Source organism: Pseudoalteromonas sp. MIP2626 (genome assembly GCF_013414205.1).
Lineage (GTDB): Bacteria > Pseudomonadota > Gammaproteobacteria > Enterobacterales > Alteromonadaceae > Pseudoalteromonas > Pseudoalteromonas nigrifaciens.
In genome coordinates, this window is record NZ_JAATTW010000053.1 from 1 (window position 1) to 22,606 (window position 22,606).

The window sequence follows — 22,606 nt, forward strand, 5'->3', positions numbered from 1 at the left end:
AATACAGGAGCCGTATACGAGGCCCGTACGTACGGTTCTGTGAGAGGGATGAGGCAAAAGCCTCACCCTACTCGATGTGTTCGTAATTTAGTGCAGTTGTTATAAACGGTTCAATAACAAGGCAATAATTTAGATGTGTAGTGTTTCCTACATAAAAATTACTAACGCTGTTAGTGAGCCGTTTAACTAGCTTTCAACTTAGAATGAGTAGCTGTAGCCCAACTGTAGGGTACGAGGCTTACCTGGTTGAATACCGCCATTAGCACGATTAGCAATGTAGGTTTTATCAAACAGGTTATCAACGCTTAAGTATACTTTTTGATTGTCGTCGATACGGTATTTAGCGGCTAAATCCCATACCACACGGCTATTAATCGCATTTAAGCCAGAGTCGGTTAAATCTGCATGTGAGTCAGATACATAGCGCAATTGGCTGTGTACAACAAACGCTGATAATTCTGCACCCATAGAGAGTGCTACTTGGTTTTTTGGCACATAAGGCATAGCGTCGCCTTTTTCTACAGTGCCCCAAATTTCTGAATCAAAAGTGTTTTTAAATTCAGAATCTGTGTAGGTGTAAGTTAGCTTAACCGGGAACATAACAGTATCGGTGTTAAAAGTATGGCCTGCACTAAATTCAACGCCAGAAACAGCTACTTCACCATAGTTATATTGATCGCCAATGTTCTCATCGCTACACCCTACAGCGGCAGTACAATTACCGTGCATGTTGTCGTAATCAGAATAAAACGCAATAATTTCACCATTAATACCGCTTACGTTATAGCGTGAACCAAATTCAATATTTACACTTTTTTCTTCTTCTTGGTCGGCATTACCCGGCGCGGCTGGTGCATAACCTTGTTGAATACCAGCAAGTAGAGTGATGTTGTCGTTTACTGTGTAAGTTGCACCGAGTGACGGCACTAAAATATCAGTGTCGTTCGACACATTTTTAGTTAAACCATTGCTGCGTGTAGGATCCGACTTTGCCCACTCTTCACGGGTAATCGTAATGTCTTCGAAGCGCAGGCCAGCACTGATCACCAATGCATCTAGCGTCCATTCGTCTTGAATAAATAAAGTACGTGCAGTGGCACTATCTACGCGGTTACTGTCTGAGCCCGGAACTCCGCGCTCTGTCAGTGTCATGCTTAAGTCTTGATTAAGCGTGTACTCGTCTTGCCACTGAAAGCGATCCATTTCGTCTTCATGGTAACGCATACCCACAGTTATATAGTGATTGCCAGCAGGAATATGCAGCTCAGACTGAATACCTTTAGCTTGGTAGTCGCGGTTATTTGCTTTTATAGCAATGCCTTCAATACCTTGTGCGGTAGGGTTGGCTTCAAATTCGCTGTACTGCTCAAGGTAGCTTTCGCTTACTTTACTGGCTTTATACCAGTTACGATGAAAGTCGTTTAAATATGCCGTAGCAAGTAGTTCGTAACCTGCACCAAAGCGATATGCATAGTTAAGTTGATAAGCATTGTGACGGGTATTCATTTCATCATTTTGCGATGCCGCATAACGACGGTATGGCGTTGCTTGGTAATCGGCATCGGTTAAGCCCATGTAAGTTTCGTCTGATGTTTCGTCTGAATACTTAATTTTTAGCTCAAGGTTATGCGCGTCATTTTTACCAAATGTATGGCCTAACTTTAATAGTAAGTCAGTTTTTTCAAAGCCGGTGTTGTCATCGCCAACTGGCAGGTCTTTAAAACCATCTGCGCCGTAGGTAAATACTTCAATTAAACCCGCGGTATTGTTTTTTTCTTTGGCAAAATAAGCATGGCCTTTATAGTAGCCATCGCTACCTAAGGCAGCATCAAGCATACCTGTTGAGCTATTAGGCTCGGTTGGTAAGCTGCGCGATAATAAGTTTAAAACGCCGCCTGTAGTACGTGGACCATATTTAACCGATGCAGCACCTTTTAATACTTCAATAGACTCCATGCGGCCCATAGTAGGGAAGTAATAAGCCGAAGGAGCCGAGTAAGGCGCAGGTGCTACAAGTACACCATCTTCCATTACTGATATTTTGTCGTTACGACCAGTGCCAGTTCCGCGCATACCTATATTAGGGCGCAGGCCGTAGCCGTCTTCTTCTTGTACGTAAACACCAGGTACAGAGGCTAAAACACGAGAAATGTCGGTAAATTCAAATTTTTGCAGCTCAGCATCCGAAATAAACGTTGCAGAGCCCGGAATATCGTTAATAGCTTGTTGTGAGCCTATAACTGTAATTTGTTCAAAGTTACGCTCTACCTTACCCATATCTTTTGCCATTGCAGTTGCACTAATAGACAAGGCAACCGCAGTTGCAAGGGTAGATACTAAAAACTTATGTGCCATTGAGACTATCCTAAATTGGGTCAATTAACTAAATTGGCGCAATTTAAACACGTTAACGAATGAGAATCAATGTTATTCAGCGTTTACGTGTGTAAGTTTTTATAACTAAAAATCTTCATATATATAACTTTTAATATATGAAGGTTTGTTGGCTAGTATGTGTATAAAGCAGGTTAGCCTAAGCGAAGTTTTATAAATTCGGCCAGTTTAAAAACGGCATTTTCTGGCTCACTGGCCGTTTTTACTAAGCTAATACCAATATCACCCAAGGATGGTAAAAATTTGGTTTTAAGTTGATAGTTTAGCTCGTTTGGTACAGTACTTTTAGCCAGCACTGTAATGCCTAAGCCTTCTTTTAGCGCAGCAATAAGCCCAGTTAAATCGGCGTTGCTATACACAATACGATACTTTATTCCCGACCTTTCTAGCGCCTCTATAGCTCGGCGTCTGTAAATACACCCCTCGGGAGCGGTAACCAAAGTAACAGTGTCGTTTTGTGCCAGCGACAAGTCGCCCACCCATACCAGCTGATCTTGCTTAAAAATAGGAAATTGCTCCGAGTCGAGCTGCTCGTTGAGTGCCAGTACTAAATCAAACTGATCTTGGCGTTCTTGCGATAATAAATGCTTACTTAAACGCGATTTAACTTCCAGCGATACTTCAGGGTATAAAGCTACAAAGTCGCCAATAATAGAGGGTAAAATACGCGCTGCAAATTCGCTTGGAATACCCAAACGTACTCGGCCGGTAATACTTTCTGAGGTAAATAGCTGCAAAATGGCATCGTTGTGTTGCATCATTTGTTTAGCCATTGGTAATAATAGCTCGCCATATTGATTAAGCACTTGGCGTTGGCCTTGTTTTTTAAATAATTTATAACCGAGCAAATCTTCTAAGCGCTTTATTTGCAGGCTAACCGCAGGTTGCGATAAGCCAAGTAAATCGCCGGCTTTAGCAAAGCCGCTAGCCTCTACTACCATTACAAAAGTGCGTAAACTATCTGTTGAAATGTTTTTCATATTTAAAATCACAATTAATATCGCCATATATATAAGCATTATTTATCAATTGATTAATAATTACAATTTGTTGTTGTACAGCGGGAGCAATATACTTTTGATATTATAAGTTTGATAGGTGTTTGTTATGACTTTTAGCCCCATTATGTTTGCCCGCCATAGCAAAGCTAACAGCGCGGTTATTAATTCTTTGCAGGCCAGCAACAACCACGTTGTAATAGACTTTAGCGGCACAGAAGCCTCGGTATTTTTAAGTAATATACTAGGCCACGATTTAACTAAGTTAACTGCCAGTGGTTTGGGTTTAATTGGCACCCTTGATGGCGATTTTAATTCTGATTATAGCTATGCCGTTTACTGCTTTAGCGAAACCGCTTTTAGATTTATATTACCGCACTGCGCAAGTCTGCAATTACAAGCACTTATAAACGAGCAACAACTGCGTTATGACATTGATTATGTTATGCGTACTGACCTAGCAAGCTTTATTTTAAGCGGCAGTAATGCCTTTGACTCAATTGTAGAAGCCTTTAAATTAACGCCGGGTTTACGTCTTTCAGATGCACAATTATGTTACGGTACGCAAAGCGGTGACGTATTTATCACAGTCATAAATAAAAACGACCAGCAACAATTTGTACTGGTGGCTAAAACTCCTGAGCTGCAAAAGTGGCAAGAGTATATGCAAGCCCAAGGCTTTGCCCTTATTCAAGGCGCTGCAGCGTAAAATATTCACCCTAACTTGGGTGCTCACAGCTTAGTATTAATATTTGGCTGTGTTTAATTACAATTTGGCAGGCGTTAAATGCAGGCCATATTATTCCCCCTCATTAAATTGAGGCCACGCCCAAATAACTGGGTTAATTTAAAAGTGAAGGAATATCATGACTTCTAAAACAGTACTTTATGCTAAGCACCTTGAAGCGGGCGCTAAAATGGTTGATTTTCATGGCTGGGAAATGCCAATTAACTACGGCTCGCAAATAGAAGAGCACAATGCAGTACGCAACGATGCCGGTATGTTTGACGTATCGCACATGACCATTGTTGATATACAAGGCGAGCAAGCACAAGCATTTTTACAAAAACTAGTAGCAAACGATGTTGCTAAACTTACCGTACCTGGTAAAGCGTTATATACCCCAATGCTAAATGAGCAAGGCGGCGTAATTGACGACTTAATAATTTATTTTTTCAGTAACACCTCTTATCGCCTAGTTGTTAACTCAGCAACTCGCGAAAAAGACTTAGCTCACCTTGCTAAAATATCAGCCGATTTTGCCGTTACCGTTACAGAGCGTAACGAATTTGGCATGATTGCAGTGCAAGGCCCTAACGCTAAAGCTAAAACTGCCACATTATTAACAGCTGAGCAAAATGCAGCAATAGAGGGTATGAAACCGTTTTTTGGCGTGCAAACAGGTGATTTATTTATTGCCACAACGGGTTATACTGGCGAAGACGGTTACGAAATTGTAGTGCCAAAAGAGCAAGCTGCCGATTTATGGCAACAACTGTTAGACGCAGGAGTTGCACCAGCAGGTTTAGGCGCACGCGACACGCTACGTTTAGAAGCGGGCATGAACCTTTATGGCCTAGATATGGACGAAAGCGTATCGCCACTAGCGGCTAACATGGCTTGGACTATTGCATGGGAACCACAAAGTCGTGACTTTATTGGCCGTGATGTACTAGTACAACAACGCGCCGACCAAAGCACTGATAAACAAGTAGGCCTAGTGCTAGAAGAAAAAGGTATCTTGCGCAGTGGCTCTAAAGTAATTGTTGATGGTGGCGAAGGTGTTATTACTTCTGGCACTTTTTCACCAACACTGGGTTACAGTGTAGCGCTTGCACGTGTACCACGTTCAACGGGCGACACCGCTCAGGTAGAAATGCGTAAAAAATTAGTTACCGTAAAAGTAGTAAAGCCTGGCTTTGTACGTAACGGTAAATCAATACTTTAAAGTATAAATAAATTTAATTTTGGTGCTATCACCCAATATAAACCAAAGGACAAAACAAAATGAGCAATATCCCTAGCGAGTTAAAGTATGCCTCTTCACACGAGTGGGTTCGCAACGAAGGTGACGGTACGTTTACTGTTGGTATTACTGAACATGCGCAAGAGTTACTTGGCGACATGGTATTCGTAGAACTTCCAGAAGTAGGCGACGAAGTAGATGCAGGCGAAGAGTGTGCAGTAGCAGAATCGGTAAAAGCAGCATCAGACATTTACGCACCAATTGGTGGCGAAATTGTTGCAATTAACGAAGAGCTAGAAGACGCACCAGAAACAGTTAACACCGACGCGTTTGGTGACGGCTGGTTATTTCGCATTAAAGCATCAGATGAGTCTGAGCTTGAAAACCTACTAAATGCAGAAGACTACGCAAACACTATTGACGAAGATTAATCTTTAGTGAGTAAAAAGCCCCATTATTTAAAACATTGGGGCTTTTATGATTTTGCTGCTTACCTTTCCATACACTGTAAGTTATTAAATCATATTAATTTTAAGTTATTGCTGGTTACCCATTAGTAATAATCACATTTTTTGGATCATAGGAATCTGGACACATGTCAAACGCCAAATCTCTTGAGCAGTTAGAGCAAACGCAAGATTTTATTCGCCGCCATATTGGGCCAAGCCCAGCGCAAGTAAGCGATATGCTTAGCGCGCTTGAAGTATCGAGTGTTGAAGAGCTGATCGGTCAAACTGTACCTGCAGGTATTCGCCTTGAGCAGCCTTTAACCGTGGGCGAAAGCCGCACCGAAGTTGAAACACTAAGCTACTTAAAATCAGTAGCAAGCAAAAATAAAGTTTTCAAATCGTATATTGGCCAAGGCTACCACCCAACACATGTACCGCACGTAATTTTACGTAACGTACTAGAAAACCCAGGTTGGTATACTGCGTACACTCCATATCAGCCAGAGATAGCGCAAGGGCGTTTAGAGTCGTTACTTAACTTTCAAACTATGACCCTAGATTTAACCGGCCTAGATTTAGCAAGTGCATCGTTACTTGACGAATCAACCGCTGCAGCAGAGGCTATGGGCCTTGCAAAACGTGTATCTAAAGCGAAAAAAGCCAATGCATTTTTTATTGCCGACGACGTACACACACAAACAATTGACGTAGTAAGCACCCGCGCCGAGCAGTTTGGTTTTGAAATAATTGTTGGCAAAGCAGCCGACGCTGTTAACCATGAGATTTTTGGCGCGTTATTTCAATACCCATCAACAACTGGTGAAGTGGTAGACATTACCGACCTAATTGCTGGCGTACAAAGCAAAAAGGCAATTGCCTGTGTTGCTGCCGACATTATGAGTTTATTACTATTAAAAGCACCGGGTAAATTAGGCGCAGACGTAGTATTAGGTTCGGCGCAGCGTTTTGGTGTACCTATGGGTTACGGTGGCCCACATGCTGCATTTTTTGCAACACGTGACGCGTACAAACGTTCATTACCAGGTCGTATTATTGGCGTATCTAAAGACCGTTTAGGTAACGATGCACTGCGTATGGCAATGCAAACGCGTGAGCAACACATTCGCCGCGACAAAGCCAACTCAAACATTTGTACCGCGCAAGTATTACTTGCCAACATGGCAGCGTTTTACGCTGTGTACCATGGCCCACAAGGCTTAAAAACTATTGCTCAGCGTATTCATCGCTTTGCCGATATTTTAGCTGCAGGCTTACAAGCTAAAGGCGTGAGCCTTAAACACAACACCTGGTTTGATACCCTAACGGTAGTAAGCGATAGCAAAGCCGACGTTATTGCGCGTGCACTAGCAAGCGGTGTTAACTTTGCTACTAACCGCGATGGCGAATACTCAATTGCCGTATCAGAAACCACCACACGTGCAGACGTAGCGCAGTTATTTGATATTGTATTAGGCGAAGGCCATGGCCTAAGTGTTGATGCAATTGCAGCCGATATTGAAAACAATGGCAGCACGTCAATTCCAGCAAGCTTAGAGCGTGATGACGAAGTATTAACGCACCCTAACTTTAATTCGTACCACAGCGAAACTGAAATGCTGCGTTATATTAAGCGCCTAGAAAACAAAGATTTAGCGCTTAATCACTCAATGATCTCGTTAGGTTCATGTACCATGAAACTAAACGCGACTGCTGAGATGATCCCAATTACCTGGCCTGAATTTTCAAACTTGCACCCATTTTGCCCGCTAGATCAAGCACAAGGCTATCAAATTATGATGGGCGAACTGCATGATTGGTTGGTAAACATTACCGGTTACGATGCGGTTTCATTGCAACCTAACTCAGGTGCTCAAGGTGAATACGCAGGCTTAATTGCCATTCGTAAATACCACGAGTCACGCGGCGACGCTCACCGTAACGTATGTTTAATTCCAAGCTCGGCGCATGGTACTAACCCAGCGTCGGCACAAATGGCCAGCATGAAAATTGTGGTGGTTGATTGTGATAAAAACGGTAACGTAGACATGGCCGATCTTAAAGCGAAAGCAGAAGCGGTAGCCGAAAACTTATCGTGTATTATGATCACTTACCCATCTACACACGGCGTATACGAAGAAACAATTCGTGAAATTTGCGATATTATTCATCAGCACGGCGGCCAAGTTTACATGGACGGCGCAAACATGAACGCGCAAGTTGGCGTAACTAGCCCAGGCTTTATTGGCTCAGACGTATCGCACTTAAACTTGCATAAAACCTTTTGTATTCCACACGGTGGCGGTGGCCCAGGTGTTGGCCCAATTGGTGTTAAATCGCACCTTGCGCCATTTATGCCTAACCACAGCATTATTAACGTACCAGGTACTAACGAAGGTAATGGAGCGGTATCGGCAGCGCCATATGGTTCAGCGTCTATTTTACCTATTTCGTGGGCTTACATTACCATGATGGGCTCAGAGGGCTTAAAACAAGCCACTGAAATGGCAATTGTAAATGCTAACTACTTAACGCATGAGCTAAGCAAGCACTTTCCAATTTTATACCGTGGCCGTAACAACCGTGTTGCGCACGAATGTATTGTTGACTTGCGTCCGCTTAAAGAGTTGTCGGGTATTACTGAAATGGACGTAGCTAAACGCCTACAAGACTACGGCTTCCATTCACCTACTATGTCGTTCCCAGTAGCGGGCACGTTAATGATAGAGCCTACCGAGTCTGAGTCTAAGGTTGAGATCGACCGCTTCATCGAAGCAATGGTGTCAATTAAGAGCGAAATCGACAAAGTAATCTCTGGCGAATGGTCAATCGAAAACAACCCGTTAGTGTTTGCACCGCACACCCAAGGCGACGTGTTAGGTAACGAATGGGACCGTGCATACGACCGTTTTTACGCAGCATTCCCAGTGCCAAGCGTGGCTAAAAACAAGTTCTGGCCAACCGTAACACGTATTGACGACGTATACGGCGACCGTAACCTGATTTGTTCATGCCCAGCGGTAGAGACATACCGTGATTAAATTTTAAAAAATTCCTAATTAAAGATTGGGAATTTATAAAATTTTAAAAGCCGTTGCAGCAATGTAACGGTTTTTTTGTGCGTGCTTATAAGCCATTAATTATATGAACGTAGGTTGGGTAGAGTGCAACGAAACCCAACGATTCTCAAATGTTATTACCAGCTCCCAAGTGCATAAATATGAATTGTTTGTAGTTCGTTCTTTAGGGCGACAAGTGAATTTCACCACAGAGATAACAGAGGCGTTTCGCTACACAGAGGTTAAGTATTGTTGTAGGAGATGGCTTTAGCCGCGAATGTTTTCCAGCAGAGCATCACGTTTAATCCTTCAAACCACAATTGATGTGAACGTAAACGACGAAGATAGGCCATCCACGGCTTATCTTCGCCTTATCGCACTTCCATGCGCGATATTACCCATCAATTGCTTATTTTCACACATGAGGTTGGTGTCAGGTCTTGTTAATACACAAGACCTGACACCGCGTTTTTACTTTATATAAAATAAAAGGTATTAATTCTGACCTATTTATTAGGATTGGCGCTTATTTAATACATACTGTACGGCCATTCTTGCTACACCAGCACCGATGCCTGAGACCACTGCCCACGTAACCGCTTCCTTGAGATCTGTATTCTCACTTGGCTTGTCTTTGGGGGCTGGTTCGTTAGTAACTTTTTCCCACGATTTTTGTAAAGTTTTCCTTGTTAACATACCTGCAGATGCAGCAGCTAGGCCTATACCTATAGTCGTAATTAGTTGTTTATTACTCATATTGTCCTCGATTATTTAATTGTGGCAGAAGTTTTATAGATAACTCTTTGAGTACTAACATTGATACCAGCAATTTATATACCGATAGACCTTGAGGTCTTAGATCCGAAGAGAACCATCTTGATTACTTAAATTTAATGGGTGACGATTTAGGTCCTTTCATCCTTGCCCCCAGTTCGTCTATCCATGGCTACTTTTTCAAAGCTGTGCTTTTCGCTCATAGCGAAGTCACTATTTTATTTTTTACCTACATGTATATAGATACTTAAGACTTAAGAGGAAAACAAAAACCCTGCTATGAAATGAATTACTCACCAATTGCTTATTTTCAGGGCGTAGTGACGGGGGAAGGGGATTAAGCGTGAGGTTGGTATTTGGCCTTGACAAAAAGCAAGGCCTAACTCTCTGAATTTCATCAGAGTTAGTGTATATTAAAATAAGGTTCAACAATAAGACACTACAGTGCAAGGTTTGCTATTAGCAGATTGTAATATTAATGAAGTTAGAGTAACTCGTTAGCATTAGGCAGTGGAATAAATAATAAATTAATAAGGAATTGTGCATGAAAAGTGCCTATGAAAAACTAAAATCACTCTTTCTACCTATAGTAGCTATCAGTGCTATTGCTGGAATATTTCAAGATCTTTTTTTGCCCTTAGCAAAATTTGGCATCAAGGTCGGAGTCGCGTTTATAGTAGTTGGAACACTATTTATTTTTGTACAAGAAAAATCCAGATTAAGTGAAAAAATAAAAGAGATAACTGATAATTGGAAATATCCAATTATTTTTAGTCTGTATTTAATTGGTATTTTGATAATAACTTGTGCTGTATATACTCAACAGTCAGGTAAGAAAAATGGCATATTAGCATCTAAATTCCCTGCATTAGAAACTATACAAAAAAGTTTATTAGGTATTGACGAGAAGATTACAAGCATAAAAAGTACTGTCGAAGAGAATAATAAAACAACTAATGAAATAAAAAATGATACAGATATCTTGATAAAAAATACTACAAAAAATGCTTATCAAGAGTTAAGTGCAAGAGGATTACAGCCAAATAATCATTATGATTTTATAAAATCTGTGAAAGATAGTAATTGGGCTGAATTTACAGAGCTTATGACTATTTATGAAAAGGCAAACTTTAATTTATTAAAAGAACTTCAGATGCCTGAACCAGTTTTAGAGCATGGTTATTTGAGTGACCAAGATAAAGCGCAAAGCTTTTTTACCCCCTCGAAAACTAATGTAATAAGTGCTTTAATATTACTTAAAACAGATTTTAAAAAAGTTAAATTCATTACCAATTTATTTGATTTAGAGATAAAAGAATTAATAAGCCCAATTAGCAATGGTTACGCTAGAAGTAAATATGCAAACTTGCCTTTTGATCAGATGCTCAGCTTGATAACACACCCACAAATAAATGTGGCAACCGGCGAAGATATAAATCTTTCTCTGATCAGTCATCAATTAAAAAGAAATGAAAACATAACAGAAAAAAGAGGTCGATATAACTTATTACATTATGTGGCGGTAATGGGTTACAAAGAGTATCTTGGTCCACTTTTAGCCGAAGGGGTGGATATTAATGGAACCTCATATACTGGATATACACCTTTGGCACTCGCAGTTGAGGTGGGAAATATTGATATGGCGGAGTTATTACTAAAGCATGGAGCCGATTTTAAAAAGGCTAATACAGTCTCTATTGAAATTGCTTTAATAAAAGCACTTAACCCTTATGAAAGTAAAAAAGGTATAGTTACCTATTACTCCCTTTATGAAAATCCATATATTAAGTTTTTAATTAGTCATGGTATTTCTAAATACCCCATAGCTATACAAGCAACGGTTGAAAATATTTATGCTAAATATATTGATGACGCAGTAAAAACCTACGGTAGCCAAAATGAAAAAGTAAGAATATACAAAACTTACTTGAAATGGCTGAAAGAGCAGGCTAGTTACTAAGCATTATCAATGATCAATTAAGGCTATTAGATTTGGGCTTTTAATTATTTGTATTGACGCCTTACTCTGTTTCAGTCCCGAGTAAGGCATCAATATAAGCGAGTTCTTCGCTAAAAATACCATTAAAAAATGCACTTTGTTCAACGGTTACTGCGTCATTAGGGTGGGCCTTGTAATCTTGTTGGCATCTGACAAGTTCGCTTGATAACCATGGGCATTCATCGGTTGCGGTGCTTATTGCTGTTTTTAAAAAAGATGACCACGTTATTTTGTGTAAATTGAAACGCAAAAGCGTAACGGCAATATGGCTATACGCGTGTTGCTCAATCGAGGGTGATACATCACTTTTTAAGGTGTGATTGTTTAGAAGCTTGCTGCTGATAAGCGCTTGTTGCAGTGCGACTTGTTGTGATTTACTTAAAAAAGTCGTGGTCATAACGTGTTAGTGGCCTCTATAAAATAGTTAGGATTTAGCAAGACGTTTCATGGCTCATGCAGCACCTATAAAATGCAGCAACAGTGATAGCAAAATAGGCCTGACTGTTTACTGAATTAGCAAAATACAATTGTAATTGCGTGTTGCTAATCGAGCGTTAAACTAAGTGCTCATTAAGATCGACAAAAGGTTTGAAGTAGTACACTGTAAATGTATTAACGATTTTAAAAGGGGCTTTCATTGGATTCACTTACACAGGTTGTGCTTGGTAGTGCTGTTGCCTACGCAACTTTGGGCACTAAACTGGGTCGTAAGTCGTTATTAGTTGGGGCGGCCATTGGCACTTTGCCTGATTTAGATGTGTTAATTAACTTTGGTGGCGATGTTGAAAACTTTGTGCAACATCGCAGTTTTAGCCATTCTTTTGTTGTGCAGCTATTACTTAGTCCCTTGTTTGCCTGGCTTTTAGTTAAAATGAATTGGGCCAAAGGTGTGCCGCTAACGCGCTGGTCTGTCGCTATTTTTTTAGTGCTGAGTACCCATTCATTATTGTATTTCGTTGGATAGGTAACCGCCGCCGCCGCCATTAACCGCAATACTATTTTTAAGCTCGCCGTACGAACCCGCTTTATAGATTTTTCAAAACCAAAGGGGTCAAATCTTGACTTCATACATCAATGGTCTAGATTTATAGTTTATTGCTCATTGAGTTTATTATTATGTCTAGACCACTGCGAATAGAGTATAAAAATGCGTTTTATCATGTGATGAATCGCGGAAGAGGGCGTGAAAATACCTTTTTGAGTGATGACGATTTTAAGCATTTTTTATACTGCATTGAGCAAGCAAGCCTTCGTTTTAATATTGAAGTGCATTCGTATTGTTTAATGACCAATCATTACCACCTACTAATAAAAACCCCAGATGCAAATTTAGGCAGAGCCATGAAGCATATTAATGGCCTCTATACACAATATTTTAATAGAGCACATAATACAGATGGTGCACTGTTTAGAGGTCGCTATAAGGCTGTGCTGGTGGATGCTGATAATTACTTACTACATGTTAGCCGTTATATACATCGTAACCCAATAGAAACAAGTACACCGTTAGTAGATGTACTTATTGACTATAAATGGTCTAGCTATTCAGCTTTCATCAAAAAAACAGCGACGCCAAAATGGCTAGTTCGAGACTTTATATTTTCGCTTCAAGGAAAAAATCGTAAATATGCTGCGTACAAACAGTTTGTTGAATATGAAAATAATAAAGAGGTAAGTACGTTTTATGGCGCTAAAAAGTTACTTTCAGTTTTGGGTTGTGACGCATTTATAGAAAAAATAAAGGGGTATATAGCAATACCAGATAGCGAAAGAAGTATTGTTATTAAAAAACGCTCAACGGATGATGTAATTGATTACTTAGCTAAATATTTTTGTATAGATACACATGATATTGTAACGGTTAAAAAAGGGCGAAAAGAGAAAAACTTGCCACGTATGTTTGCTATTAAATTATGCCAAGATTTAACTGGGCAAAATTTAAAAGCGTTAGCCGTTATTTTTAATGTTCAACATTATTCAGCCATATCTCAAACGGTATGTAGGCTAAATAAGTTAATAATTGAAGATGATAAGGTCAACTTACAGTTCGAAAAACTGCGAGATAGCTTGATGTGTGAAGTCAAGATTTGACCCCAAACCCAGACCTGACCCCAAACCCAGACCCCAAACCCATGACCCCAAACCCACATGACCCCAAACCCACACACAGCCGTGCCATCCGACAGTTCACATAATTGCTTAAATAAACTTAAGAGCTTACGCTTCAGCCCCCAGTAAACTATCAATATAAGTGAGTTCTTCGCTAAAAATACCACTAATGAATGCACTTTGTTCGCTAATTACAGCGTCATGAGGTTGGGCTTTATAGTCTTGTTGGCACCTGACAAGTTCGGTGGCTAACCATTGGCATGTGTTGTTTGCTGTATTTATGGCTGTTTTTAAAAAAGATGACCATTTTATTTTTTGTAGATTAAAGCGGTATAGCGCGACAGCAATTAAGCTATAGGCTTGTTGCTTGGGCGATGGTGCGTTATTGCTCTTTAATGTGTAGCTGTTTAAAAGCTTGGTGCTGATAAGGGCTTGTTGCAGTGCGACTTGCTGTAATTGGCTTAAAAAAGTAGTTGTCATAACGTGTTGTGCCTCTGTGAGCTTAATAACCTGAGCTTCGGATAATAAACTTATCTCAAGCAGCTATTTTCAGCGCTAACTGCGTTGAATTTACTTGCAATAGGCCAGCTATTGACGCGTAAATTCGCCTTGTTTTCACTGAAAGCCTTTGGCTAGAGTAAATAAAATTAAATATAATTCAATACGTTAGTAAATCTCTTAACCAGAGTTCAGGTTTAATAGTTAAGGTTAAGCAAGGCGTTTTATGACTCATGCAGTACCGAAAAAATACAGCAACATTGATAGCAAAATAGGGCTGACTCTTTACTGAATTAATCAAACATAATTGTAATTGGGTGGGGAGCAGGTTTGTGTTGTCTTTTTTATGGGGAGCGCAGGAGTCTGTGTTTTATTGGTGAAAAAATCACGAACTAAAATATCATTCCCTTGAAGCTTAAAGCCTTTCACTTTTCCTTTATATGAATTTCATCTACAACTGCGTTATTATCTAAAAGGTATTAACCAAACCCGAGAACACGTTGAATTATTTAGCTCATCTTTATTTAGCACAGCCTACGGCCGATTCGCACTTTGGTAATTTACTGGGCGACTTTGGTGGTCAACGGCATTTAAACCAGATACCTATAACGGTAAAGAATGCGCTCGATAATCACTATTTAGTGGATAAATTTACTGACTCTCATCCTATAGTTAAAGAGGCTAAACAGTATTTTTCACCTAAGCGTAAGCGTTTTGCAGGGGTGGCTATTGATGTGGTGTTTGATCACTTTTTAATTATGCATTGGCAAAAATATAATCTACAGCCATTAAACGACTTTAAACAAACTAGCTTTGCGCTTTTGCATAAGCGTATGCCTGTAATGCCGCCGCGAATGCAGCACGTTGTAAAACACATGACCGACAACGATTGGTTTAAAGAGTACGAAACCCTTGATGGGGTAGGGCTAGCACTTGATAATATAGCCAAGCGCATTCGCTTTACTAATACCTTTGCTGGTGCTGTTGATGATATAGCAAAGCATTATGATGAATTGAATGTTGTATTTTTAGCATTTTTCCCTGAGCTGATTACGCATGTAAATCAGTTTAATCTTGAAAACGCTAAAAACATCCGTGGGTTTTATACTTTATAGTCGGGGGATTTAATCCCCGAATCTACTTTTTATCCTCGGTAATAAACCTGATTTAGCAATCGGGTGCTTCTAATGTAAATACTAAATGTTTACGCATATCTTTTAAAACAACGCCTTTTTTTAGCATGGCTGCGCTTAAGCGCTTTTGCCATTTTAATAACTCTGGTTTTGCTGCAGCTAAGGCTTGCTCGTTGTCAAATTGAAAGCACAGTAGTAAGGAGCCAGGGAATAAGTGATATTGAACGTCAAACCAGCATTGCAGCATACCAGGGAGCTCTGCTAGGCCTTGTTTTTCGAGTGTATCGGCAATATTAAGGACAAGCGCTTGCTGTTTTATTTGCACTGCAGAGAGTTTTTTCATTGTTTTATCCAAGTTGTAGGCTAACAAATACAGCCATAAGTGCTCATTATACCCAAGCTTTTAGGTGAGCAACAACTTTGAGGATAGTTAACCTAAACTCTGGATAATAAATTTATCTCAAGCAGCTATTTTCAGCGCTAACTGCGTTGAATTTATTTGCAATAGGCCAGCCATTAACGCGTAAATTCGCCTTATTTTCACTGAAAATCTCTGGCTAGAGAAAATAAGTTTAAACATCATTATTATTATTCAATGTGTTAGTAAATATCTTAACCAAAGCTCGGTGGTTAAAATAAAAGGCGCTGTTCAAAGTGGTTTTTAAAGGCTAATCTGGGCTTATTGTAAAAAGACGGTAGTAATAAGTTAATGAGTAAAACCACGAGTGGTATGCAGGCTTATCAGCAGCAAGAAGAAGGTTATCGAATTAAAGCGTTAAGATTGTACCCTTGGGTATGTGGGCGCTGTGCACGTGAGTTTGAGTATTCTAATTTACGAGAGTTAACGGTGCATCATATTGATCATGACCATAATAATAACCCTGATGATGGTAGTAACTGGGAGTTATTGTGTATTTATTGCCATGATAATGAGCATAATAAATATCACGAATATGTGTTGTACGGCGGCACTACAGAGCAAAAAGTGGTGGCGGCTACACATAACCCGTTTGCCGACTTAAAGGCGCTGCTAAACAAAGATAAATAATGGGTAAAGCCATTTTGGCCAAGTGGTTAGTTTAGCTTACTTATTTCAAAGCTTTAGGGTCTGTTTATCTTTCAAGGTTAAATTTGCAACAGTGTGTTTGGTATTTAGGCAAGGCAGAGCCTATGTGGTGTGGTTATTCCCCATAAATAGGCGATAACGTAGAATCAATACCAAACATGCGCTGCCCGAAGGGTTCTTAGGGGCAATTAACTCTTTGTTAGGGGCGTGAGCAGGATGCAAAAGCTTTGCTCGGTTTTTGCTTATTCTTACATGGATGTAAGCCAGTAGAATAACGCAGGAGCAGTTGTCGAGCCCACTAGGTTACAAACCTCGCGCCGTGATTAACTCGCCCCTAGTTTGAACGAATTTTAATCCGCAAAGGTCAGCAGAACCTAATCGTTACTAAATACGGCGCAGTCGCGGCCTTGTTTTTTTGCTTGATACATAGCATCGTCGGCGCGTTTAAACCAGCTAGCAACTGTGGTGCCCGGTACCCAAGCTGCAACACCAAAAGATACAGTAACTGAGTTACCCGCAGGTGTTTTTAACTCGTTTTTTATTGTTTCGCGTAGCTTGTTTATAAAGCTAACTTGCTCTTGGGGCGGGATTTCGGGAATTATTAGCACAAACTCTTCGCCACCAAAGCGGTATAGCTTATCTGATTCTCTTATATGTGAATTGGTAATTGACACTAACTGCTTTAGTACTCTGTCTCCTTCGGCGTGGCCGAATTCGTCGTTTACCTTTTTGAAAAAGTCTAAGTCTAAAAACGCTAATAAATAAGTGCTGTTATAACGCTCTGCTCGCGAAATGGCGGCTAGTGTATCATCGTTAAGCGCACGGCGATTTAATGCGCCGGTTAAAGGATCGGTACTGTTTAGTTCTGCAAGTAAAGCAAGCTGCTTGTTGCCAAAAGAGGCATATACAAAAGCACAGGCAGCTAGCATTAAGTTGGTTGTAAAGTAAGAGTTTAGTGGCATAACATCGAATAAATTAGGTATGCTCGCAATAATTGCCACATTGCTAAGGGTGAGTATGAGCGCTTCTATTGGTTTAACTAAAAAAAACGTAACGGCTACTACCGGATAAACCCATAGCATACTGTTAATGCCGTTGGTAATTATAATGGCAATAACGCCAATATTAACAAGCAATGCAATAACGGCGCTAATAACACGCGGCTTTTTAGTGTAATGGGCATAACCGACTAAGGTTAAAATACCGCTTACAATGGCTAAGTCAATTAGCGCTGCGACTATGTTATTTTCTATAAAACGAATAATAATAAATGGCGTAATACCAAATACTGACACAATACTGAGTATAAGCAGAATAGAAAGCTGATGTTTTTCTTGTAGTTGCTTGAACATAAATGCCTCAAGGTAATAAGTATAATAATGCCAAACCTAAACTAGTGATAGCTTAAGCAAGCGGTGCGCTTTTAAGTTTTTATTTACTACTTTGTAGGTTGGCACAGCGCAACGTGTTACAAGTTATAGCGTTGCGCTATAAAATAGTCAACTAAGTTAGAAGTTTAGCCTAAAGTTAACTAAGGCAAAACAGCAGGAAAAACTAGCTTGAACTGCAGAGCACTTTAGCTAGTTTTTAATAAGAGGTATTTACGCGGGGCCAACTAATTGCATTGTCACAATAGATAAAATAAGTACTGCTAAACCAAAACAAACAACCCAGTTTAATTTATGACCAAACAACAACCAAGTTGCCAGCGCAGTACCGCTAATTGAAAGAGCTCCCCACGTGGCGTAGGCAATAAACAGTGGGATGCCTTGCACAGCGAGGGTGAGTAAGGCAAACGCGGCCATAATAAAAACAATGGCAAGTATGCCAAAGCGTTTATGTTTAAATCCGTGCGACATTTCTAAAAATACGTTGGCGGCAATGTCAAAAATTACTGAGCCAAGAATATAAAGCCAATATACTGTCATTGTTTTTGCTCTTGCATAGCGTGGCCGCTGTTAATTATAACAATGCCGATAATAGCTAATAAAAGCGCAAACATTTGGCCAATAGAAATAGCTTCGCCTAAAAATACAAATGACACAGATGCAATTAATATCATCCCCAAACCTTCCCAGAAGGCGTTAGCAAGTGCGATAGGAATTTTGCTGGTGGCTTGGCTAAGAGCAAGATAAGCTAAGCCAACCATTAAAGTTACAAATAAGCTACCTAATAGTAACTGGTCTTCGTTTACCAGCCACTTCATTACTGTTGTACCTATAACCTCAAGAGTTACAGCTATTATTAAATATATCCAATGCATTTTTCCTGCTCTTAATACTAAAACATTGTGCGTATAATACTGCTTATTATTTTTATACTATAATTGCTCAGAGTCAAAATAATTGACACTAAGGGGGCTTGATGAAATTAGAGTCGTTACAGTACTTTGTGATGATTGCACAAACCGGCTCTATTGCTAAGGCGGCAGCGCGCTTGTCGGTTAATCGTAGCACTATGAGTATGGCGCTATCGACGCTAGAGGATCAGTTGGGTACTGCGCTATTTATTCGCACTGGTAATAGTATGCAATTAGCCCCCGCGGGTGAAAAAATAATTGACGATAGCATTCGCTTAATTAACCTTGCTGAGAGTATTAAGCACCGCTGCCTGCACGATGACGAGCAACTGCCACACCGCTTAGTTATTGGCCGTGATGATGCTTTACCCGAAGCCTTTTGGCGCGAAATTATTCGCAGTATTCGCAAGCGCTACCCAGGTATATCGTTAGAAATGCACTATGCCAGTGCAAATGCGTTGCAACAAATGGTTGAAGAGGGCTTTATGGACTTAGCTTGCTGTTTGGATCAGAGCTTGTATGCAAATACTCAGCTACCTTTACAGGTTTTGGGCTGGGTGGCATTGCATATGGTTATTGCCAAAGATCATCCGTTAACGCAAATGCGCTATGTAAGTAATGAAGACTTAGCCAGTGTGCCGCAAATTGCTTATTTAGATTTAAGCCAAAGTGACATTCAAACTAATGTATCTGAGCGTTACGATATTGCGTTAAGTAGCTTTGAGTTAATTAGAGATGCAATACGCGACAAGCTAGGTTGGGGTTATGTGCCAGAGCCGTTATTAAAAGGATTTCAACCACAAGAAGTGGCGCGCATTGCTCATGGTTATAATGTTTCGTGGCATGGTTATGTGGCTATATCGCAGCAAGTAGTTGAAAACGAGCAGCCAATAATTCGTGACATTCGCCGCCTTATTAGCGATCAGATGGTGGCTTTACCTGGTATTGATATGAGTTTGCCGGCCTAATAAGTGGGCTGTTTGTGTACTTATACACAAAAAATAATAGCTCTCTTTCAGCTTTTTAATCAATACAAAAACGACAAGCTAGAATGGCGAAGGTATTGCGAGTATTATAGCCTTTGGCAGTAGCGAAGAGGTGCTCTTTTCGTCTTAGCAATAATATATTAATGGAAGTAACGAATGACAACCAGTGGTCAAAGTAACAGTAAAGGTAAAAAAAACAATCCATTATTTGAGGTCGTTTTTAATATTATAGTGCCTTCAATTATTTTAATGAAGTTTTCGGGGCCTGAGTATTTAGGAACTGTTGTAGGGTTAATTGTCGCGCTTATATTTCCTGTGGGTTACGGTATTTATGATTTTATTAAAGCACGCTCGTTAAATTTTATTTCATTATTAGGTTTTTTAAGTACTTTATTAACGGGTGGTATAGCGCTGTTTGAGCTTAATGTAGAATGGTTGGCAATAAAAGAAGCGGCTATACCGGGTATTATTGGCCTTACTGTTTTAATGTCGGGCTTTTTTGGTAAGCCATTACTGGCAAAAGTGCTGTTAAACTCGATTTTATTTAAGTTAGATGTAATTTACGATACGTTAGATGCGCGCGGTAATACCCAGCGTTTTAAACAGCAAATTACCAAGGCTAATTATATTTTAGCGCTTACTTTTGCTTTTTCATCAACCATGAATTACGTACTTGCTAAGTGGATAGTGACCAGCCCTGCGGGTACGGTTGAGTTTAACGAGCAACTTGGCGAAATGACCTTGCTCAGTTACCCTATAATTGCTATTCCGTCTATGTTGGCAATGATTGGTATTTTCTTTTATGTGATTAAAGTAATTACTAAATTAACCGGCATGAAGTTTGAACAAATGGTTCATTCACAGTAATTTAAGTTACTAAGTTTTTAGTATAAAAAGGCTTACAACTATGTGTTGTAAGCCTTTTTGTGTTTATAGCGGCTCGGGTTTTGCCTCATTGGTATGAGCTTCAAATAAGGCGACTTCGTCGGTAGGCTGGCTTACGCTATTTTTTTGTAGCGCAACATAGAGATCGGAGTGAACATAAATACCATTTTTACCCGATACCATTCCGGCAATTTCAAACCAGGATAATAGCTGGCGTTTTCTGCCGGCTAGCTCAAGGCTAATGCCGCGCTTTTTAAATATAACGTTTAAATCGGCAAGCATGGCCATAACGCTTAAATCTAAATGGGTAAAGCAAGGTACGGCATCAATAATAACGCATTGGGTGTCGTCTTTTTGTTTTGCGTATTGCTCAAGTAACCTGCGTTTAAAGTAACTGGCATTAAAGTAAGTTAATGGCGAATTAAAGCGGTAAATAAACACCCCTTGCACGGATTTGGCCTTATCGGTGGCGTCTAAGCTTCTTACCACGCCTTTTATATCTACGCCTAATATGTTGTCGGTAGGGCGCATTACGGTGCGAATAAATTGAAACAAACCCAGTAATACAGCAAGTGTAATCCCCGGAATAACACCAATAAACAGCACTGCAAACAAGGTGGCTAAGGCAAGGTAAAAGGCCTGTTTATCTTTAAACTTTAGTTGCCATACCGCTTTTAAATCTAACAAATGCACAGAGGCAATAATAAGTACCACACCGAGTGCTGCACTAGGTATAAACTCTAGCGGGGCGGTTAAAAAAATAGCAATTATAGCAATAATAGTGGCGGCTATAATCGACACTAATTGCGTTTTACCGCCATTAGCGTCGTTAACCGCGGTGCGAGAGTCGGCGCCACTTACGGCAAAGCCTTGCGACAACGCAGAGGCGAAATTGGCAATACCTAGGGCTCTAAATTCTTTATCGGCATCTATGTCGTAGCCATTTTTTGCGGCAAAACTACGCGCTGTTAGCATCATACTTACAAAGCTCACTATGGCTAAGTTAAGTGCCGGTACAACTAGTTCACGAATAATACCAATATCAAATACAGGGGTGTTAAATACCGGCAGCCCACCGGTTACTGTGCCTATGGTTTTAATATTAAATTGCTCTAAATTAAAAAGCCACACTGATATTGCGCCCAAGGTAATAGCAAACATTGATGCCGGCCACGTAGGCTTTAGTCGCTTCATAACAAAGTAAATAACCACAGTAAATAAGGCCATTAATAAAGTGGGAATATGGGTTTGTGATAAATAAGTAGGTACACCACCTAGGCGTTCAAGTAGGTATCTTTCATCAAAGGTAAAACCAAATACTTTAGAAAATTGACCCACAATAATAGTAATGGCTACGCCGTTTAATAAACCCATTAAAATAGGTTTAGATAAAAAGTCTGCTAATACGCCTAATTTAAATTTACTGGCTATAAAACACCAAAATCCAGTCATAGCGGTCATGGTGACAACAAGTTGCCAATGTTTAAAGCTGTCGCCTGCGGCAAGCGGGGTTACTACTGCAGCTATAACCGCACAGGTTGCGGCATCGGGGCCAACTATTAATTGTTTTGAGGTGCCAAAAAGCGCATATAGCATCATAGGTAGTATGCAAGAATACAGCCCTACTGCAGCATTAACGCCGGTTAACTGTGCATAAGCAATAGCAACGGGTAGCGCTACGGCGGCAACCGATAATGCCGCTCTTAAATCATCAGCAAACCATTGTCGTTCATAATGAAGTAAAGTATTTAAACCCGGCATAAAATTATATAAACGCGACAGCACTACCTTTCCTTATTAATAGTAATTGCTCTTTGATATTAAGTTTTATATTAAGATAAGTATAGCTAGGGAGAGGGTTTTTTATGCAATATAAAGCTACTTTTGTATAGGCATAAAAAAGCCTGCATAAAAGCTAATGCAGATCGTTTAAGCTAATTGAACGATCTTTCAGAGGCTTCATAATAGGCTACAACAGAAGTTGTGGCCTATT

General features: G+C 40.1%; 21 protein-coding genes. 11 read left to right on the forward strand and 10 right to left on the reverse strand.

Annotated features, from left to right (window positions below):
- Positions 1-198: 198 nt before the first annotated feature.
- Positions 199-2,355: a TonB-dependent receptor gene (locus tag HC000_RS15635; RefSeq protein WP_179808115.1), complete on the reverse strand. Its 2,157-nt coding sequence runs from the start codon at positions 2,353-2,355 to the stop codon at positions 199-201.
- 173 nt (positions 2,356-2,528) lie between these two features.
- Positions 2,529-3,374, reverse strand: a complete 846-nt coding sequence (locus tag HC000_RS15640) for a LysR family transcriptional regulator (RefSeq protein WP_011329125.1) — start codon at positions 3,372-3,374, stop codon at positions 2,529-2,531.
- 127 nt (positions 3,375-3,501) lie between these two features.
- Between HC000_RS15640 and HC000_RS15645 the strand changes: the two genes are divergently transcribed.
- The 4 genes from HC000_RS15645 to gcvP all read left to right on the forward strand — a co-directional run bounded on the left by HC000_RS15645 (position 3,502) and on the right by gcvP (position 8,846).
- A complete protein-coding gene (locus tag HC000_RS15645) occupies positions 3,502-4,101 on the forward strand; it encodes a hypothetical protein (protein WP_179808116.1) in 600 nt (199 codons plus the stop codon).
- A 157-nt stretch (positions 4,102-4,258) separates the two neighbouring features.
- Positions 4,259-5,341 (forward strand): glycine cleavage system aminomethyltransferase GcvT, encoded by a 1,083-nt coding sequence (gcvT, locus tag HC000_RS15650; protein WP_011329123.1) that lies wholly within the window; start codon positions 4,259-4,261, stop codon positions 5,339-5,341.
- 59 nt (positions 5,342-5,400) lie between these two features.
- The gene (gene gcvH / locus HC000_RS15655; protein WP_011329122.1) at positions 5,401-5,790 is read left to right on the forward strand and encodes a glycine cleavage system protein GcvH; all 390 of its coding nucleotides are present in this window, start codon (positions 5,401-5,403) and stop codon (positions 5,788-5,790) included.
- Between the two features lie 164 nt (positions 5,791-5,954).
- Positions 5,955-8,846, forward strand: coding sequence for an aminomethyl-transferring glycine dehydrogenase (gcvP, locus tag HC000_RS15660; RefSeq protein WP_179808117.1), 2,892 nt, complete (start codon positions 5,955-5,957; stop codon positions 8,844-8,846).
- Positions 8,847-9,377: 531 nt separating this feature from the next.
- Here the strand turns inward: gcvP and HC000_RS15665 are convergent.
- Positions 9,378-9,620, reverse strand: a complete 243-nt coding sequence (locus HC000_RS15665; protein WP_179808118.1) for a DUF4235 domain-containing protein — start codon at positions 9,618-9,620, stop codon at positions 9,378-9,380.
- Positions 9,621-10,182: 562 nt separating this feature from the next.
- On the opposite strand from HC000_RS15665, the gene HC000_RS15670 reads away from it, so the two are divergent.
- Entirely contained in the window at positions 10,183-11,598 is a 1,416-nt protein-coding gene (locus tag HC000_RS15670; protein WP_179808119.1) for an ankyrin repeat domain-containing protein, read from the forward strand.
- A gap of 61 nt (positions 11,599-11,659) precedes the next feature.
- Here the strand turns inward: HC000_RS15670 and HC000_RS15675 are convergent, their stop codons facing one another.
- The gene (locus HC000_RS15675) at positions 11,660-12,034 is read right to left on the reverse strand and encodes a hypothetical protein (RefSeq protein WP_179808120.1); all 375 of its coding nucleotides are present in this window, start codon (positions 12,032-12,034) and stop codon (positions 11,660-11,662) included.
- Between the two features lie 240 nt (positions 12,035-12,274).
- On the opposite strand from HC000_RS15675, the gene HC000_RS15680 reads away from it, so the two are divergent.
- Together HC000_RS15680 and HC000_RS15685 are read left to right on the forward strand one after the other, a co-directional pair.
- Positions 12,275-12,601: a metal-dependent hydrolase gene (locus tag HC000_RS15680; RefSeq protein ID WP_257025576.1), complete on the forward strand. Its 327-nt coding sequence runs from the start codon at positions 12,275-12,277 to the stop codon at positions 12,599-12,601.
- Between the two features lie 152 nt (positions 12,602-12,753).
- Positions 12,754-13,728, forward strand: coding sequence for a transposase (locus tag HC000_RS15685; RefSeq protein ID WP_179808121.1), 975 nt, complete (start codon positions 12,754-12,756; stop codon positions 13,726-13,728).
- A 126-nt stretch (positions 13,729-13,854) separates the two neighbouring features.
- Here the strand turns inward: HC000_RS15685 and HC000_RS15690 are convergent, their stop codons facing one another.
- On the reverse strand, positions 13,855-14,226 hold the full coding sequence (locus HC000_RS15690; RefSeq protein ID WP_086994464.1) for a hypothetical protein: 372 nt from the start codon (positions 14,224-14,226) through the stop codon (positions 13,855-13,857).
- 518 nt (positions 14,227-14,744) lie between these two features.
- Here HC000_RS15690 and HC000_RS15695 point away from each other — a divergent pair.
- Complete coding sequence (locus HC000_RS15695) at positions 14,745-15,359, forward strand: ACP phosphodiesterase (RefSeq protein ID WP_011329116.1); 615 nt, start codon at positions 14,745-14,747, stop codon at positions 15,357-15,359.
- Between the two features lie 52 nt (positions 15,360-15,411).
- Here the strand turns inward: HC000_RS15695 and HC000_RS15700 are convergent, their stop codons facing one another.
- Positions 15,412-15,720 (reverse strand): hypothetical protein, encoded by a 309-nt coding sequence (locus HC000_RS15700; RefSeq protein ID WP_179808122.1) that lies wholly within the window; start codon positions 15,718-15,720, stop codon positions 15,412-15,414.
- A 366-nt stretch (positions 15,721-16,086) separates the two neighbouring features.
- Between HC000_RS15700 and HC000_RS15705 the strand changes: the two genes are divergently transcribed.
- On the forward strand, positions 16,087-16,425 hold the full coding sequence (locus tag HC000_RS15705; protein ID WP_086997751.1) for a YajD family HNH nuclease: 339 nt from the start codon (positions 16,087-16,089) through the stop codon (positions 16,423-16,425).
- A gap of 392 nt (positions 16,426-16,817) precedes the next feature.
- Here the strand turns inward: HC000_RS15705 and HC000_RS15710 are convergent, their stop codons facing one another.
- From HC000_RS15710 to HC000_RS15720, 3 genes are all read right to left on the reverse strand, one after another.
- Positions 16,818-17,795 carry a GGDEF domain-containing protein gene (locus HC000_RS15710; RefSeq protein WP_179808123.1) on the reverse strand — a complete coding sequence of 326 codons (978 nt, stop codon included), beginning with the start codon at positions 17,793-17,795 and terminating at the stop codon, positions 16,818-16,820.
- A gap of 249 nt (positions 17,796-18,044) precedes the next feature.
- Entirely contained in the window at positions 18,045-18,371 is a 327-nt protein-coding gene (locus tag HC000_RS15715; RefSeq protein WP_011329111.1) for an SMR family transporter, read from the reverse strand.
- On the reverse strand, positions 18,368-18,706 hold the full coding sequence (locus tag HC000_RS15720) for an SMR family transporter (protein ID WP_011329110.1): 339 nt from the start codon (positions 18,704-18,706) through the stop codon (positions 18,368-18,370). Before HC000_RS15720 ends, HC000_RS15715 begins: the two co-directional genes overlap by 4 nt.
- 101 nt (positions 18,707-18,807) lie before the next feature.
- Between HC000_RS15720 and HC000_RS15725 the strand changes: the two genes are divergently transcribed.
- Together HC000_RS15725 and HC000_RS15730 are read left to right on the forward strand one after the other, a co-directional pair.
- Complete coding sequence (locus HC000_RS15725) at positions 18,808-19,710, forward strand: LysR family transcriptional regulator (RefSeq protein WP_011329109.1); 903 nt, start codon at positions 18,808-18,810, stop codon at positions 19,708-19,710.
- 174 nt (positions 19,711-19,884) lie between these two features.
- Positions 19,885-20,595, forward strand: coding sequence for a VC0807 family protein (locus HC000_RS15730; protein ID WP_179808124.1), 711 nt, complete (start codon positions 19,885-19,887; stop codon positions 20,593-20,595).
- Positions 20,596-20,658: 63 nt separating this feature from the next.
- Here HC000_RS15730 and HC000_RS15735 read toward each other — a convergent pair whose 3' ends face one another.
- Positions 20,659-22,398, reverse strand: a complete 1,740-nt coding sequence (locus tag HC000_RS15735; protein WP_179808125.1) for a SulP family inorganic anion transporter — start codon at positions 22,396-22,398, stop codon at positions 20,659-20,661.
- Positions 22,399-22,606 lie beyond the last annotated feature (208 nt).

Bases quoted from the DNA above. Each gene is read 5' to 3' on its own strand.
- HC000_RS15635 (WP_179808115.1), bottom strand. From the start codon at position 2,355: ATGGCACATAAGTTTTTAGTATCTACCCTTGCAACTGCGGTTGCCTTG.
- HC000_RS15640 (WP_011329125.1), bottom strand. From the start codon at position 3,374: ATGAAAAACATTTCAACAGATAGTTTACGCACTTTTGTAATGGTAGTA.
- HC000_RS15645 (WP_179808116.1), top strand. From the start codon at position 3,502: ATGACTTTTAGCCCCATTATGTTTGCCCGCCATAGCAAAGCTAACAGC.
- gcvT (WP_011329123.1), top strand. From the start codon at position 4,259: ATGACTTCTAAAACAGTACTTTATGCTAAGCACCTTGAAGCGGGCGCT.
- gcvH (WP_011329122.1), top strand. From the start codon at position 5,401: ATGAGCAATATCCCTAGCGAGTTAAAGTATGCCTCTTCACACGAGTGG.
- gcvP (WP_179808117.1), top strand. From the start codon at position 5,955: ATGTCAAACGCCAAATCTCTTGAGCAGTTAGAGCAAACGCAAGATTTT.
- HC000_RS15665 (WP_179808118.1), bottom strand. From the start codon at position 9,620: ATGAGTAATAAACAACTAATTACGACTATAGGTATAGGCCTAGCTGCT.
- HC000_RS15670 (WP_179808119.1), top strand. From the start codon at position 10,183: ATGAAAAGTGCCTATGAAAAACTAAAATCACTCTTTCTACCTATAGTA.
- HC000_RS15675 (WP_179808120.1), bottom strand. From the start codon at position 12,034: ATGACCACGACTTTTTTAAGTAAATCACAACAAGTCGCACTGCAACAA.
- HC000_RS15685 (WP_179808121.1), top strand. From the start codon at position 12,754: ATGTCTAGACCACTGCGAATAGAGTATAAAAATGCGTTTTATCATGTG.
- HC000_RS15690 (WP_086994464.1), bottom strand. From the start codon at position 14,226: ATGACAACTACTTTTTTAAGCCAATTACAGCAAGTCGCACTGCAACAA.
- HC000_RS15700 (WP_179808122.1), bottom strand. From the start codon at position 15,720: ATGAAAAAACTCTCTGCAGTGCAAATAAAACAGCAAGCGCTTGTCCTT.
- HC000_RS15705 (WP_086997751.1), top strand. From the start codon at position 16,087: ATGAGTAAAACCACGAGTGGTATGCAGGCTTATCAGCAGCAAGAAGAA.
- HC000_RS15710 (WP_179808123.1), bottom strand. From the start codon at position 17,795: ATGTTCAAGCAACTACAAGAAAAACATCAGCTTTCTATTCTGCTTATA.
- HC000_RS15715 (WP_011329111.1), bottom strand. From the start codon at position 18,371: ATGACAGTATATTGGCTTTATATTCTTGGCTCAGTAATTTTTGACATT.
- HC000_RS15720 (WP_011329110.1), bottom strand. From the start codon at position 18,706: ATGCATTGGATATATTTAATAATAGCTGTAACTCTTGAGGTTATAGGT.
- HC000_RS15725 (WP_011329109.1), top strand. From the start codon at position 18,808: ATGAAATTAGAGTCGTTACAGTACTTTGTGATGATTGCACAAACCGGC.
- HC000_RS15730 (WP_179808124.1), top strand. From the start codon at position 19,885: ATGACAACCAGTGGTCAAAGTAACAGTAAAGGTAAAAAAAACAATCCA.